This is a genomic window from Nodularia chucula CCY0103, assembly GCF_963923915.1.
Lineage (GTDB): Bacteria > Cyanobacteriota > Cyanobacteriia > Cyanobacteriales > Nostocaceae > Nodularia > Nodularia chucula.
Genome location: NZ_CAWUOL010000053.1, coordinates 21,838 through 35,286 on the forward strand (window position 1 = coordinate 21,838; position 13,449 = coordinate 35,286).

The 13,449-nt window shown below is 42.2% G+C and carries 16 protein-coding genes; 10 read left to right on the forward strand and 6 right to left on the reverse strand.

The window, feature by feature from the left end; genetic code table 11:
- Positions 1-8: 8 nt before the first annotated feature.
- The 3 genes from mnmE (at position 9) to ACM0OP_RS14965 (ending at position 2,633) form a co-directional block, all read left to right on the forward strand.
- Entirely contained in the window at positions 9-1,400 is a 1,392-nt protein-coding gene (mnmE, locus tag ACM0OP_RS14955) for a tRNA uridine-5-carboxymethylaminomethyl(34) synthesis GTPase MnmE (RefSeq protein ID WP_414529213.1), read from the forward strand.
- A gap of 100 nt (positions 1,401-1,500) precedes the next feature.
- Complete coding sequence (locus ACM0OP_RS14960) at positions 1,501-2,271, forward strand: SDR family NAD(P)-dependent oxidoreductase (protein WP_414529214.1); 771 nt, start codon at positions 1,501-1,503, stop codon at positions 2,269-2,271.
- Between the two features lie 32 nt (positions 2,272-2,303).
- Positions 2,304-2,633, forward strand: a complete 330-nt coding sequence (locus ACM0OP_RS14965; protein WP_414529215.1) for a hypothetical protein — start codon at positions 2,304-2,306, stop codon at positions 2,631-2,633.
- Between the two features lie 3 nt (positions 2,634-2,636).
- On the opposite strand, the gene ACM0OP_RS14970 is transcribed toward ACM0OP_RS14965, so the two are convergent.
- Both ACM0OP_RS14970 and ACM0OP_RS14975 read right to left on the reverse strand, forming a co-directional pair.
- Entirely contained in the window at positions 2,637-2,981 is a 345-nt protein-coding gene (locus tag ACM0OP_RS14970; protein WP_414529216.1) for a hypothetical protein, read from the reverse strand.
- A 304-nt stretch (positions 2,982-3,285) separates the two neighbouring features.
- Positions 3,286-4,686: a hypothetical protein gene (locus ACM0OP_RS14975; protein WP_414529217.1), complete on the reverse strand. Its 1,401-nt coding sequence runs from the start codon at positions 4,684-4,686 to the stop codon at positions 3,286-3,288.
- Between the two features lie 88 nt (positions 4,687-4,774).
- Between ACM0OP_RS14975 and ACM0OP_RS14980 the strand changes: the two genes are divergently transcribed.
- Positions 4,775-7,876 (forward strand): alpha-mannosidase, encoded by a 3,102-nt coding sequence (locus ACM0OP_RS14980; RefSeq protein WP_414529218.1) that lies wholly within the window; start codon positions 4,775-4,777, stop codon positions 7,874-7,876.
- Here the strand turns inward: ACM0OP_RS14980 and psbN are convergent.
- Positions 7,873-8,004 (reverse strand): photosystem II reaction center protein PsbN, encoded by a 132-nt coding sequence (psbN, locus tag ACM0OP_RS14985; protein ID WP_414529230.1) that lies wholly within the window; start codon positions 8,002-8,004, stop codon positions 7,873-7,875. The two genes, ACM0OP_RS14980 and psbN, sit on opposite strands and share 4 nt — an antisense overlap.
- A 240-nt stretch (positions 8,005-8,244) precedes the next feature.
- Here psbN and psbH point away from each other — a divergent pair, with 240 nt between their 5' ends.
- The 4 genes from psbH to pth all read left to right on the forward strand — a co-directional run bounded on the left by psbH (position 8,245) and on the right by pth (position 9,689).
- Positions 8,245-8,448, forward strand: coding sequence for a photosystem II reaction center phosphoprotein PsbH (gene psbH, locus ACM0OP_RS14990; protein ID WP_063871955.1), 204 nt, complete (start codon positions 8,245-8,247; stop codon positions 8,446-8,448).
- 42 nt (positions 8,449-8,490) lie between these two features.
- Complete coding sequence (locus ACM0OP_RS14995) at positions 8,491-8,622, forward strand: hypothetical protein (RefSeq protein WP_414529219.1); 132 nt, start codon at positions 8,491-8,493, stop codon at positions 8,620-8,622.
- Positions 8,623-8,771: 149 nt separating this feature from the next.
- Positions 8,772-9,044 (forward strand): TatA/E family twin arginine-targeting protein translocase, encoded by a 273-nt coding sequence (locus tag ACM0OP_RS15000; protein WP_414529220.1) that lies wholly within the window; start codon positions 8,772-8,774, stop codon positions 9,042-9,044.
- Between the two features lie 18 nt (positions 9,045-9,062).
- Entirely contained in the window at positions 9,063-9,689 is a 627-nt protein-coding gene (gene pth, locus ACM0OP_RS15005; RefSeq protein WP_414529221.1) for an aminoacyl-tRNA hydrolase, read from the forward strand.
- A gap of 68 nt (positions 9,690-9,757) precedes the next feature.
- On the opposite strand, the gene rpsU is transcribed toward pth, so the two are convergent.
- The 3 genes from rpsU to rsmI all read right to left on the reverse strand — a co-directional run bounded on the left by rpsU (position 9,758) and on the right by rsmI (position 11,371).
- Positions 9,758-9,934 (reverse strand): 30S ribosomal protein S21, encoded by a 177-nt coding sequence (rpsU, locus tag ACM0OP_RS15010; protein ID WP_414529222.1) that lies wholly within the window; start codon positions 9,932-9,934, stop codon positions 9,758-9,760.
- Between the two features lie 95 nt (positions 9,935-10,029).
- Positions 10,030-10,371 (reverse strand): hypothetical protein, encoded by a 342-nt coding sequence (locus tag ACM0OP_RS15015; RefSeq protein WP_414529223.1) that lies wholly within the window; start codon positions 10,369-10,371, stop codon positions 10,030-10,032.
- Positions 10,372-10,501: 130 nt separating this feature from the next.
- Complete coding sequence (rsmI, locus tag ACM0OP_RS15020; RefSeq protein ID WP_414529224.1) at positions 10,502-11,371, reverse strand: 16S rRNA (cytidine(1402)-2'-O)-methyltransferase; 870 nt, start codon at positions 11,369-11,371, stop codon at positions 10,502-10,504.
- A 130-nt stretch (positions 11,372-11,501) separates the two neighbouring features.
- Here rsmI and ACM0OP_RS15025 point away from each other — a divergent pair, with 130 nt between their 5' ends.
- Together ACM0OP_RS15025 and ACM0OP_RS15030 are read left to right on the forward strand one after the other, a co-directional pair.
- Positions 11,502-12,371, forward strand: coding sequence for a PfkB family carbohydrate kinase (locus ACM0OP_RS15025; RefSeq protein ID WP_414529225.1), 870 nt, complete (start codon positions 11,502-11,504; stop codon positions 12,369-12,371).
- A gap of 29 nt (positions 12,372-12,400) precedes the next feature.
- Positions 12,401-13,252, forward strand: coding sequence for a 3'(2'),5'-bisphosphate nucleotidase CysQ family protein (locus tag ACM0OP_RS15030; protein WP_414529226.1), 852 nt, complete (start codon positions 12,401-12,403; stop codon positions 13,250-13,252).
- Positions 13,253-13,449: the final 197 nt, after the last annotated feature.

Genomic DNA, 13,449 nt, shown 5'->3' on the forward strand with positions numbered 1-13,449 from the left:
GGGCGCTCATGTCGGAACTCTTAGCTATTACTGGAACTATCGCCGCGATCGCAACGGCTGTAATTCCCCAACAAGGTAGCGTTAGTATTGTACGGGTATCTGGTTCCCAAGCAATGGCGATCGCCCAAGCTCTATTTTCCGCCCCTGGGCAGCAAGTTTGGGAAAGTCACCGCATTCTTTACGGTTATATCCGCCATCCCCAGACACAAGCATTGGTGGATGAAGCGCTGTTATTAATTATGCAAGCTCCCCGTTCTTATACTCGTGAGGATGTGGTAGAGTTCCATTGTCATGGCGGCATTATGGCAGTGCAGCAGGTCTTACAATTGTGTCTAGAACAGGGCGCTAGGCTGGCTCAACCGGGTGAATTTACGCTCCGAGCCTTTTTGAATGGACGGCTGGATTTAACCCAAGCTGAGAGTATAGCTGATTTAGTGGGTGCGCGATCGCCCCAAGCTGCTCAAACGGCTTTAGCTGGTTTACAGGGAAAATTAGCCTCTCCCATTCGGCAGTTACGCGCTAACTGTTTGGATATTTTGGCAGAGATTGAAGCTCGAATTGATTTTGAAGAAGACTTACCACCGTTGGATCATGAAGGCATCATATCAGATATTGATCACGTTGCCGCAGAAATTACTAAATTTTTAGCCACAAAGGATAAAGGCGAACTGCTGCGAACTGGGTTAAAAGTGGCAATTGTCGGACGACCAAATGTCGGTAAATCCAGTTTATTGAATGCTTGGAGTCAGAGCGATCGCGCCATTGTGACTGATTTACCAGGGACAACTCGTGATGTAGTAGAATCTCAGCTAGTTGTCGGGGGAATACCTGTGCAGGTGCTAGATACAGCTGGGATTCGGGAAACAGTAGACCAAGTAGAAAAAATAGGCGTAGAGCGATCGCGCCGGGCTGCAAATGCGGCTGATTTAGTATTATTAACTATTGACGCATCAGTAGGATGGACTGAAGCTGACCAGGAAATTTATCAACAAGTCCAACACCGCCCCTTAATTCTGATAATTAATAAAATTGACCTAATAAAAACACCCTTTAATATTGGTTTTAAATATCCCCAAAATATTCACCCAATTGTTACCACAGTAGCAGCAGAAAATCAAGGTATTGATGCCTTAGAAACAGCCATTTTAAACATCGTTGAAATGGGGAAAGTGCAAGCGGCTGATATGGATTTAGCAATTAACCAAAGACAAGCCGCAGCCTTAACTCAAGCTAAAATATCTTTAGAACAAGTACAAGTCACAATTACTGATCAATTACCCCTTGATTTCTGGACAATTGATTTACGTGGTGCAATTCAAGCATTAGGAGAAATTACCGGAGAGCAAGTTACAGAATCTGTACTTGATCGAATTTTTAGTAGATTTTGTATTGGTAAATAAAGCCATAATAATAAAACGCAGATGGACGCAGATCAACGCAGATAAATTTGTACTTGATTAGGCTACAAAATGCTACAATATTTTATTAAAGATGAAATATATGGCTTTTGGAAATACCCTTAGTTCTGCTAACGCCTTGATTATTGGTGCTAGTCAAGGTATCGGTTTAGGCTTTGTAAAAAAGTTACTTGTAGATTCTAGAATTAACAAAGTTTATGCAACCTACCGTCAACCAGCATCAGCACAAGAATTAATCGCTTTAAAAAATCAATATGCTGATAAATTAACTTGTTTATCTGTAGATATTACAGAAGAGGCGCAAATTGCAACAGCTATTTCAGAAATTCAAGCGGGAGTCAATAAGTTACACTTAGTAATTAACTGTGTGGGAATATTGCATGATGATACTTTCCAACCAGAAAAAAGTTTAAGACAGATTAATTCTGAAAACTTGTTGCGTTATTTCCAAGTTAATAGTATTGCTTCTATTCTGTTAGCTAAACACCTTTTGCCCTTATTTCGTCATAATGAACCTAGCGTTTTTGCCAGTATTTCTGCTAAATTAGCTAGTATTGGTGACAATAAAATTGGTGGCTGGTATGGCTACCGTGCTTCTAAAACTGCACTGAATATGTTTATGCGAACAGCAGCAATTGAGTATGGCAGAAGTTCTCCCCAAACCTTGATAGTTACTTTACATCCTGGGACAACAGATACACAACTATCCCGTCCATTTCAAAAAAACGTACCATCGGAAAAGCTGTTTTCAGTAGAACACTGCGTTGAACAATTGTTAATTGTCATAGAACAACTTAAAGAAGGGGATAGTGGAGAATTTTTCTCCTGGGATGGAAATAAGTTACCTTGGTAGCTGAGACTAACTAATACTGAAAAACCAAAGTCATGAAATTTTTTATTCCAGCCGCTAACGACCACACAAGAGCCGAAGATGTTTATCATAAAATTGCTACATTTGCCCAAGCACCAATTACTGAAAAGCGGATTTGGAAATTAAGCTGGGTGGAAAACGGTGTAAATATGCAAACTGAGGTGGGTAAACCTTTACCAGCCCCATATCAAACTGGTAAAGAGCTAGTTTTGGCTATATTTGCATCTGAAAACCTCTATAAAATTTGTACTTTGACTCATGGAGGTGTTAAGGGAGAACCTATTTTAGTTGTCAAAAATCCTCAAACATCAGCAACTTATTTTTCAGATGATTCTCAAAAATAATCGTTAATTAGTAAACTCAATTAACTTAAAGCCCCAGGGTTTCATCGCACCCAGAGCTATTTCTCTATCTACACCCTCATAAGCCTCCCATTCTGAGTCCTTATCTTTAGGATGTCCGTCACCTACATGACCTGCAACTTTAATCACTGGTACGCCAGCCAATTCATGGACTTCTAATCCTCTGGGAATCACTAACTGAACTTTATGACCTACGAATTTAGATGCACTAGAATTAGCTACAGATTGACGGACTAAACAAATATCCCCAGCAGTCCCCCAAGTAGTGGTGTAAATGTGGAGAAATGATATGTAGGCTTGTGGTTTGATGGCTCTTTTAAGAACTTGCACTTTCTTTATTCCTTACTTATAATGCTATTGCAATTAAAATACAGTTCCCTAATTATAGCTTTTGCCAGTGATGTTATAGCAAAATCCAAAAATCAAAAGTCCGTCACTGAGTTGGGTAATTTTTTCATAATCTCAACCCCTGGTTGTTACACTATTAGGACTTACGCACACTGCAAAAATTCTTGGCGTTCTTGGCGGCTTGGCGGTACAATAAATTTCAGCTTGCTAGCAATTCTAACTCAAGTCCTGACTATAATAAAAAAGTTTCAAACCTATTACCTACAAATCCTCAACGGCGATTAATTTATTTACCACGCCAAAACCCTTGGAAAAAGTAAAAAACGTTGATAATTAATTGTTCAATCCACAGTAGAATACGATCCAGCCACTGTAGCAGCTGTTCTAAAGGATGTTTATCGTAACCGACAAAAGTCGCTTCAACATCTATCCAGTCAGGCTGAAAATCAACTTGACTAGAGTTCCGCTTCTTAGTTAAGCCTTGAGAGTTACTTTTATGAGCAGTAAGATGGCGGCGAGACTGGGACTTTTGTAACGAAGCTGATTTACCTTGGGGTTTATTTTTACTCTGCTGGGAAGAAACAACTGATTTGTTAGTAATATTCTGGGAAGTACCAAATAAATCGGTAAAATTCAACCATGATTTTCTGCCTACATCCTGATTTTGTAACTCGTCAGTATCAGACAAATCAGGAAAACGGCTATGTAATTGCTGCTGAATATCTTGATGTTCTATTTGTTGGCGTTGACTAATACCAAAAAAGTAATTAATTGCAGCTGCAATTAATGCTGGAATATTCAGTTTATGGGTTTCTAAATCATTATTAATAGTGGCTACCTGTTCTCTACCATAAACAAATATGTTTAGTTGAGTTTGCAGCCCTTGGATAATTTTTTGGCTGCGTTGTTGCATGGGTATGAAAGCGGTGGTTTCCCACTTCGCCATTGATGCATCCAATGAGGCGATTAATTTATCAGTATTAGGTAAATCTGGGGATGTACTTTCAGGCAAAACTGGTAAAACTACTGCTATTTTGCCGGTTAGTTGTGCTAAAGTATGGTTAATTTTTCCTAATAATTTGTGCTGTGGTTGGTTGTAAGCCAATTGCCAAAAATGCCAATAATTACCAACTTCGGCAATAATCCGGGCGGTTAATTTTACTTGTTGCTGGGGTGTTAAAATATCTAAAATTTGATTATCGGCGGTGACAAGTACCAAATTACGGCTAACTAAGTTTGTAGCGATTCCCCGCATAACTGGTAAGTAGCGCTGGATATTTTCTGGGGAATTGTCAGCAGTTGCTAAGGGTTCCGCCTGACTCGCTGGGGGATGACGCAAAAGTTTTGACCGCACAAAAGCCCAAAAGTTTACAGGTGCTGGTTCAGATTTTGAGGATAAATTTTTAACTGCTCCTAAAACTTCTTGAATGGGGGTGTCAACATCTGGGGGAGTTTGGGGTTGTAACTGTAACTTGGGTGGTGCGGCTTTAGCCTCTAAAGTTTTGGGGGGTGGTGCTGTGGGATTCAATAGTCGATAAAGGGGGTAAAGTAATAGTTCTACACCCCACTGAGTTGCAACTTGTAAATGTCGGAAGCTGTGATCCCACTTTTGTGTCAACCGCCGAGATTGCAGGTGGACAAAGTTAAGTAGTCTGCTTTGATAACGGCCAGAGGAACCAGGAGACATGATGATGATTTGTAAGTTTGAGTCTTGTTGAGTTTTGAGACTCCCACTAAATAATAATGATTTTACGTGACTTTATTTTAACGAAAATATGACCCTGCCCCTATCAAAATTCCATAATGAACTGATTTTGGCAACTATTGACCAACTCCGCTCTTGTTCTCAAGTTAATGTTCAGTCTACTTGGTTATACCAGGAAGGTGAGGGCAATATTGTTAATCTTGCTACATCTGATTGGCAACTTGTGGAACTGAATGCTAAGGAACATATTGCTTGGAGTGGGGGAAAACAGGTGCTGTGGTTGCAGCAAAGGTTTGTAGTTCCGGAAAATTTACGGGGTTATCCGTTAACTGGTTTGTGTTTGCGGTTGGTGTTGCTGTGGTGGGCTGATTTGGCTGAGGTGTATGTGAATGGGGCGTTAGTGCTGGAGGGAGATTTATTTGATTGTTCCCCCAGGGTGTTACTGAGTGATGGGGTGAGTCCTGGTGAGGAATTTGTTGTAACTTTGCGTTTAGTAAGTCCTGGACATGATGATGGTGCTTTGGTGCGATCGCTCTTGGTCTATGAGTCTTATGATGATCGTAATCCTGATCCGGGGTTTTTGGCTGATGAGTTGGCGGTGGTACAGGTTTTTTTAAATCAGTTTGCACCGGATAGGTTGGGTGAATTGGCTGAGGGTTTGAGGGGAGTAACATACCGCCAAGTCGCCAAGAACGCCAAGGAAGAGGGATTAGGGTTGCGGGAGGTTTATCAGCGTTTATCCGCGTTCATCGGCGGTTTAAATTCTAAGATATATTTATTGGGTCATGCACATTTGGATTTAGCATGGCTTTGGCCTGTGAGTGATACTTGGAAGGCTGCACAAAATACTTTTGAGTCGGTGTTAAAGTTACAGGCTGCTTTTCCTGAGTTGATTTTTTGTCATTCCACCCCGGCGCTGTATGCTTGGGTTGAAGAACATCGCCCAGATTTGTTTAGCAAAATTCAAGCCCAGGTGACTGGGGGACGTTGGGAGGTTGTGGGCGGTTTTTGGGTGGAACCAGAATTGAATTTGATTTCTGGTGAGTCGATTGTGCGTCAGTTATTATATGGTCAGCGTTATACTCAAGCCAAGTTCGGTAAAATTTCTGCTGTGGCTTGGTTACCGGATACTTTTGGTTTTTGTGCGACTTTACCGCAGTTTTTGGTGAATGCGGGGATTGAGTTTTTTGTGACTCAGAAGTTACGCTGGAATGATACTACCCAGTTTGATTATGAGGCTTTTTGGTGGCGATCGCCTGACGGAAGTGAAATCTTTAGCGTCATGTCTGCACTCATCGGTCAAGGCATTGACCCGGTAAAAATGGCAGAATACCATTGTGAATGGCAAAGAAAAACTAGTTTAGCAGATTCTCTCTGGCTTCCTGGTGTCGGCGACCACGGCGGCGGTCCCACCCGTGATATGTTAGAAACTGCCCAACGCTGGCAAAGGTCTGTTGTTTTCCCCGATTTAGAATTTACCACTTGCGAAAAGTATTTACAGCAAATTAAAGATCAAGCAAACCTCACACCCACCTGGAATGATGAATTATACTTAGAGTTCCATCGCGGTTGCTACACTACCCACGCTGACCAAAAACGCTGGAATCGACGTTGTGAAGATTTACTCTATCAAGCAGAATTATTTGCTACTTTAGCCACCCTTAGCTGTGGGACGACATATCCCCAAGAGGAAATAGAAACCGCTTGGAAGCAAGTTTTATTTAACCAGTTTCACGATATTTTACCCGGTTCTTCCATTACCCAAGTTTATCAGGATGCACTCCCACAATGGCAGCAAGTAGAACAAGTGGGAACGAAAATATTACAAGAGTCTTTACTGGCGATCGCATCCTTAACCATTCTACCCCCACCCCCGCACCCAGAAGCACAAGCAATCTTTATTTTCAATCCTCTTAATTGGCAGCATTCTCAAGTCGTATCAGTAACCTTACCTGCAACTCACTCCCAATGGCAAGTCCATGATTTCCAGGGACAGCCAATAATTTCCCAACTCTCAGAAACATCAAAACTCCTGTTTCTCGCTGAAGCAATTCCCCCCGTAGGTTATCGCATCTTTTGGATTTCCCCCACATCCCCCACAGCACCACACCCCATTTCCCCAGACTGGATTTTAGAAAATGAATTTCTCAGGGTAACAATTAATCCTGAAACCGGAGACTTAGCCAGTGTCTTTGACAAAATCCAGCAACGGCAAGTTTTAAACGGTGCAGGTAATCAACTACAATCCTTTGCAGATAGGGGACAGTATTGGGACGCTTGGAATATTGATCCGAATTATGCCCAACATCCCTTACCACCCACACAGCTAAAATCCATCCAGTGGTTAGACCAAGGCTTAGTACAAAATCGTATCCGCGTAGTGCGTCAATTAGGTGAATCGGAATTTTGCCAAGATTATATTCTACAAGCAGGTTCACCACTATTGAAAATTGCCTCCACTGTGAATTGGCAAGAAAATCAAGTGATGGTAAAAGCCGCCTTTCCCCTAAATCTGCAAGCCGATTTTGCAACTTATGAAATCCCCTGCGGCACAATTCGTCGCCCTACTCAACCCCAAACACCCGCAGAACAAGCGAAATGGGAAGTACCCGCCTTGCGTTGGGCTGATCTAACCGCAGAAACAGACGCAGATATTTATGGTGTGAGTTTGCTAAATGATTGTAAATACGGTTATGATAGTAAAAATAATCAATTACGCCTCACCCTATTACGCAGTCCTAACTGGCCTGACCCAGAAACAGACAGAGGCAGACATCAATTCACCTACGCCTTATATCCCCACGCAGGTAATTGGGAATCAGCAAACACCGTCAAACATGGTTATGAGTTGAATATTCCCTTACAAGTAATCATTAATCCCCCCACCACGGAGAAGGATAGATCACAAACCAGTCCTGACCGGGTAAGTTTTCTGAATTTATCGGCGGAAAATCTCATCTTAATGGCCTTCAAACCCTCTGAGGACAACCCCCAGCAATTTATCCTCCGGTGTTACGAATGTCATGGAAAAATAGCCGAGTTATCCCTACAGAGTGACTTAGGACTGTATCTGGGAAATGCAGTAGATTTGTTAGAATCTAACTCATCTTTGCAACAAAACTTCATAATACAGCCTAAAAAAATAGTGACTTTTCAAGTCAACAGATACTAATCTTCGTGGTCTTCAAAGGGGTCTGCTAACTGCTTACTAGGAGGACCGAAGGAAATGTAAATAGCATAGGCCGTGACAGCAACCAAGGCAACGCCAACGGAAATACTAATAATTGCTGCGGGTTCCATGTCCATAAGTTGTTCCATAAATTGGGGATTAATTATGAGTGTTATTATCTCGGTTGATAGCCGACTTAGGTGACTATCACACTTGTCAAAGTATACTTTGTCTTAATTATCATAACATTTGTTTCACCTTCACTCACGGAATTAATTTTGCTGGCGGCAATTTATCAGGCAGGCGCGCCATGATAGTAGAATATTACCAGAAGATCAAAAAAAGCTTTGGTAACTCATATTAGGTGAACTATGGCACAACGCACTAGGTTGGGAGATATCCTCAAACCTTTAAATTCTGAATATGGTAAGGTTGCTCCCGGTTGGGGTACTACCCCTGTAATGGGTGTTTTTATGCTCCTATTTTTCGTGTTTTTGCTGATTATTCTGCAAGTTTACAACAAGTCTCTGTTGATTCAGGACGTAATGGTTGATTGGCGCAGTTTAGGCGGCTAACTTCATACACTGAAACTTGACCCGGCTTGACCGGGTTTTTTTATGAGTGTGGGGAGTGTGGGAGGTGTGGGAGGTGTGGGAGGTGTGGGGAGTGTGGGAGGTGTGGGAAGTGTGGGAGGTGTGGGGAGTGGGGGAGGTGTGGGGAGTGTGGGAGGTTTGGGTATTGGAAACTAAAAATCTTTCCCCCTGACTCTTCGGTAAGACCTTAACTAATTAGATTGACATGGCCTGAAATATGTCAGCATGGTAAATGACAGAGGAGGTTCAATTTCATTCTCCCCTGGCTAGTTGGACTAGATTCTATAATTTATAGGAGAAAGCACGTGAATGTATTTGGTATCGGTCTTCCAGAAATGGGACTAATTATGGTGGTGGCTTTATTAATCTTTGGCCCCAAGAAGTTACCAGAAATTGGTCGTAGTGTCGGTAAAGCAGTTCGCGGTTTTCAAGAAGCTTCTAGTGAGTTTCAAAACGAGTTTAAACGGGAAAGTGAACAGATCGAACAGGCGATGAAAACCTCTGCTCACATCGAACCGAAGGAACTGGAAGCAGCTAAAGCAGAACATGATGCTGCTGGTTCTTCCCCGGTGAGTTAGGAAGGCGTAGGTTAGGAAATGACAGAAGCTATTACAAAACCATCTTTGGTAATTCCACAATTAATTGTTGGGTTGGGAAATCCAGAGCCGAAGTATGACCAAACACGCCATAATATTGGTTTTGCTGCTATAGATGCACTGTCTCGGTCTTGGCAAATTCCCTTGGCGGAAAATCGGAAGTTTCAGGGTGAGTATGGTGAGGGTGTAGCCGCAGGGGGTCGTAAAGTCCGCTTACTAAAACCCTTGACTTACATGAATCTTTCTGGACAGTCTATCCAAGCTGTAACTAGTTGGTATAAATTACCGCCGGAGTCTGTGCTGGTGATTTATGATGATATGGATTTGCCTTTGGGTAAAACTCGTTTACGCTTGTCTGGTTCGGCTGGCGGACATAATGGTATGAAGAGTACCATCTCTCATCTTAACACCCAAAATTTTCCCCGTTTACGTATCGGCATTGGCAAACCCAATCATGGCGATAACTCCGAATCTATCTCTCATGTTTTAGGGAAATTTTCTGCTGCTGAAACTCCACTCATATCTCTTGTGCTTCAGTTTGTGGTTGAGTGTGCAGAATTTAGTCTCAAACAGGGTGTGGAAAAGGCGATGAATCGTTGTAATAGTCGTACTGTCGAGGTTGCTTGACAAATATACCCTCACCTCTGCATGGGGGTGGGGTACATCGATTTAAATATTTTGTCCCAATAGGTTAATTAAAAACGTCGGTTATGTCTGGCTGACACTAGTTTACGTTTGCGCTTTTCTAGAGGTGTTTCAAAGTGCCGACGAAACTTGACATCTGATAATATACCAGCTTTGGAAACCTGGCGTTTAAACCGACGCAAAGCTGAATCAATATTTTCGTTTTCTCCTAGAACGACTTGGGTCATTCTGACTGCATCCTCATAATCAATATTGTCTATTGCAATTTTAGTCGATTTCTCATGGGGAGTGGGGAGTGGGGAAAAACCTGGACTAGGAAAGTTTAAAAGCGGACTTTTCCTGTATTTAATAATTGATATCCAAATACTACTGAACCTAAAGCCATCAATAAATTCCACAGGCTCATTGGTCTTAAATATATCCGCCCACTCAATATAACTAAGACTAAGCCAGCAGCTAGTAAGAACCATCCTAGATTCCCGGTTTCTCTGCGGAAGAAAAATAGGGAAAAGATGCCGGAAATTATGGCTAAACTGGAAAGATTAGCCCGAAATTGGTAGTAAAAACCATAGTAACGGTTGAAAATGATCACATTTTGAGCAAAGAAGTAGATGCCTAGAATTAATAAACCTAACCCTATGATTTTAATCAGAAGTCTGCTCATATTTTTTATGTACTAAAAGATGCAAATCATCATGTCAATTATATGGGAATTTGGCTGGAGATACTGAAATTTATCAAAATTTTATTTTACTTAACGCAAATAAATTGCAGTGAATATACTGTTGCTGATTTTATGGTGTGGGTGATTCGGTGTCAATCTCTAAAGAAAGGGCTAGTTGGTAGAGTTCACGACGGGAAACAGAGGTGATTTTGGCTAGTTGTCGGCTGGCTTGCGATCGCGATATTCCTTGACTGATAATCGCTAATAATTCGGCTTTTAGTTGTGCTTCTGTGAGTTGCACTTGCTCAGGAGGCTTTCCGGCTAAGACTAGGGTAAATTCTCCTTGGGGTTCCCGTTGGCTGTAATGGGCGATCGCCTCGGCAATGGTTCCCCGCCAAAATTCTTCGTATAATTTAGTTAACTCCCGTGCAATCACAATTTGGCGATCGCCTGACCAAACAGTGGCAAAATCTTGTAAACTTTCCTGTAACCTATAGGGTGATTCATAGAAAATTAAAGTCCGGGATTCTGTCTGCAAAGACTCTAGAAATTCCCGCCGTTTTCCAGCTTTAGCTGGCAGAAAGCCTTCAAATGCAAACCTATCTGTGGGTAAACCCGATGCAATTAAAGCGGTAATGGCTGCACTCGCACCCGGAATCGGCACAACTGTGATCCCCGCCTCAACACAAGCTATCACTAATTCATAACCAGGATCAGAAACCGCCGGCATTCCCGCATCACTCACCAGTGCGATCGCCTGACCATTAGCCATATACTCTAATAACTCTGGGATACGACTGTGGCGGTTATGTTCGTGATAACTTATCTGCGGTGTTTTCACTTGAAAATGTTGCAGTAATTTCCCGGTGTGGCGTGTATCTTCGGCTGCAATTAAATCCACGTTTTGTAAAATTCGCACCGCCCGAAAAGTTATATCTTCCAGGTTGCCAATGGGTGTACCGACGATGTAAAGTGTTCCTGGTTTGGGATCGGTCTGCATGAGTGAAAAAGTAAGGATAAATGGTGTTGCTTTAAATATGGATTGGTATCACGCAGAGGCGCAGAGAATGAGAGTTTGAGGGGATAATAAATTAATTATCGATCTGGTGAGGCTGAAATATAACGAAAAAATGCCTAATTTCACATCCCATCGGGGGTTATTTGTCGGTTTAGTAACTTTGGATTTAATCTACCTCGCTGATTCTCCCCCTAGAAATAATCAGAAAATTGCCGCTACTGACTATACTTTAGCAGCCGGTGGTCCTGCTACAAATGGAGCGGTGACTTTTAGTTATTTAGGTAATCAAAGTCAAGTTTTGGGTGTGCTGGGTTGTCATCCCATAACGCAACTGATTAGGGGCGATTTGACAAATTATCAAGTGGCGATCGCTGATTTGGAACCTAGTATAATTACACCACCCCCTGTATCTTCCATTATTATCACTCAAAGCACAGGCGATCGCGCCGTAGTTTCCATGAATGCTGCTAAAACTCAAGCTAGCAGTGGATCTATCCCGGCTAATATTTTACAAGATATCGATATTATTTTAATTGATGGGCATCAAATGGCGGTGAGTATTACCATCGCTGAAATGGCGAAAGCGCAAAATATCCCCGTAGTAATTGATGGTGGAAGTTGGAAACCAGGGTTTGAGCAAGTTTTACCCTTTGTGGATTATGCTGTGTGTTCGGCTAACTTCTTTCCTCCCAACTGCAACACGGAAGCTGAAGTATTTCGTTATCTGAGTGGATTTAGTATTCCCCACATCGCCATCACTCACGGAGAACAACCCATTAGTTATTTCTCAACTCATACAATGGGTACTGTAGATGTTCCCCAAATACAGTCTGTGGATACTCTGGGTGCGGGGGATATTTTTCATGGTGCTTTCTGTCATCACATTTTACAGGAGAGTTTTACTGATGCTTTAGCACGAGCGGCTGAAGTTGCGGCTGATTCTTGTGGATCATTTGGAACTCGTCGTTGGATGGAAGTTTAACTAAGTTTACTAATTAAAAGGCGGGATAAATGAAAGATTTACAAGCAATATTAGCGATCGCGCGTCAAGTCGGTTGGGGTGCATCTGAGATACTGAAGAGTTATTATCATGGTACAGCAAAAAACCCTGAATTGGATGTACAGTATAAAGAAAATGAGCCTGTCACCCTTGCAGATATAGCTGTGAGTCGATATATTCTCGAACAATTACAATCAGCGTTAGGTCATGAAGATTTTGCCTATATCAGCGAAGAAACCTATGAATCGGAACTGACGGAAAAGTCAGCTAAATTAGTCTGGATTATTGATCCTTTAGATGGTACACGAGACTTTATTCAAAAAACTGGTGATTATGCCATACACATTGCTTTAGTCCAGGACAACCGCCCCATTTTAGCCGTTGTTGCCGTGCCAGAAGCAGAAAAGTTATATTTTGCTACTCTAGGCGGAGGTACATTTGTAGAAACGCCTAATGGAATTAACCCCATACAACTTACCTCCGGTAAACCCATTGCAGATTTAACCATAGTTGCTAGTCGCTCTCACCGCAATCCACCCTTAGATTATTTATTAGCAAAATTCCCCGCTCAAAATCATAAATCTGTGGGTAGTGTAGGTTGTAAAATTGCCACAATTCTCGAAAAACAAGCAGATGTTTACATTGCTCTTTCCGGCAAATCATGCCCTAAAGATTGGGATATTGCCGCCCCAGAACTGATTTTAACAGAAGCCGGCGGCCAATTTACTCACTTCGATGGCAGCTTGTTACAATACAACACCGGAGATATTAACCAATGGGGCGGATTGCTGGCCAGTAATGGAGAACATCACCAGATATTATGCGAAACAGCAGCCAATTTATTAGCTCATTTCCCAGATTAATTATGTATGGCTGGGGACTGGGAAGAGGCAGAGGGGTGCAGGGGGAAAGATTTTTAGTTTCCAATACCCACACTCCCCACACCTCTCACACCCTACCTCTCCTCCTGAGCGGTTGCTATAGTAGATCAAATTGCAAACCTGTTCCCCAGTCCCCAATCCCCAGTCCCCAATCCCCAATCCCCAATCCCCAATCCCCA

Excerpts from the sequence above, each read along its gene's own strand:
- ACM0OP_RS14965 (WP_414529215.1), top strand. The coding sequence starts at position 2,304 with ATGAAATTTTTTATTCCAGCCGCTAACGACCACACAAGAGCCGAAGAT.
- psbH (WP_063871955.1), top strand. The coding sequence starts at position 8,245 with ATGGCACAACGCACTAGGTTGGGAGATATCCTCAAACCTTTAAATTCT.
- ACM0OP_RS14975 (WP_414529217.1), bottom strand. The coding sequence starts at position 4,686 with ATGTCTCCTGGTTCCTCTGGCCGTTATCAAAGCAGACTACTTAACTTT.
- ACM0OP_RS15015 (WP_414529223.1), bottom strand. The coding sequence starts at position 10,371 with ATGAGCAGACTTCTGATTAAAATCATAGGGTTAGGTTTATTAATTCTA.
- psbN (WP_414529230.1), bottom strand. The coding sequence starts at position 8,004 with ATGGAACCCGCAGCAATTATTAGTATTTCCGTTGGCGTTGCCTTGGTT.
- ACM0OP_RS15025 (WP_414529225.1), top strand. The coding sequence starts at position 11,502 with ATGCCTAATTTCACATCCCATCGGGGGTTATTTGTCGGTTTAGTAACT.
- ACM0OP_RS14995 (WP_414529219.1), top strand. The coding sequence starts at position 8,491 with ATGAGTGTGGGGAGTGTGGGAGGTGTGGGAGGTGTGGGAGGTGTGGGG.
- rpsU (WP_414529222.1), bottom strand. The coding sequence starts at position 9,934 with ATGACCCAAGTCGTTCTAGGAGAAAACGAAAATATTGATTCAGCTTTG.
- pth (WP_414529221.1), top strand. The coding sequence starts at position 9,063 with ATGACAGAAGCTATTACAAAACCATCTTTGGTAATTCCACAATTAATT.
- rsmI (WP_414529224.1), bottom strand. The coding sequence starts at position 11,371 with ATGCAGACCGATCCCAAACCAGGAACACTTTACATCGTCGGTACACCC.
- ACM0OP_RS14980 (WP_414529218.1), top strand. The coding sequence starts at position 4,775 with ATGACCCTGCCCCTATCAAAATTCCATAATGAACTGATTTTGGCAACT.
- ACM0OP_RS15030 (WP_414529226.1), top strand. The coding sequence starts at position 12,401 with ATGAAAGATTTACAAGCAATATTAGCGATCGCGCGTCAAGTCGGTTGG.
- ACM0OP_RS14960 (WP_414529214.1), top strand. The coding sequence starts at position 1,501 with ATGGCTTTTGGAAATACCCTTAGTTCTGCTAACGCCTTGATTATTGGT.
- mnmE (WP_414529213.1), top strand. The coding sequence starts at position 9 with ATGTCGGAACTCTTAGCTATTACTGGAACTATCGCCGCGATCGCAACG.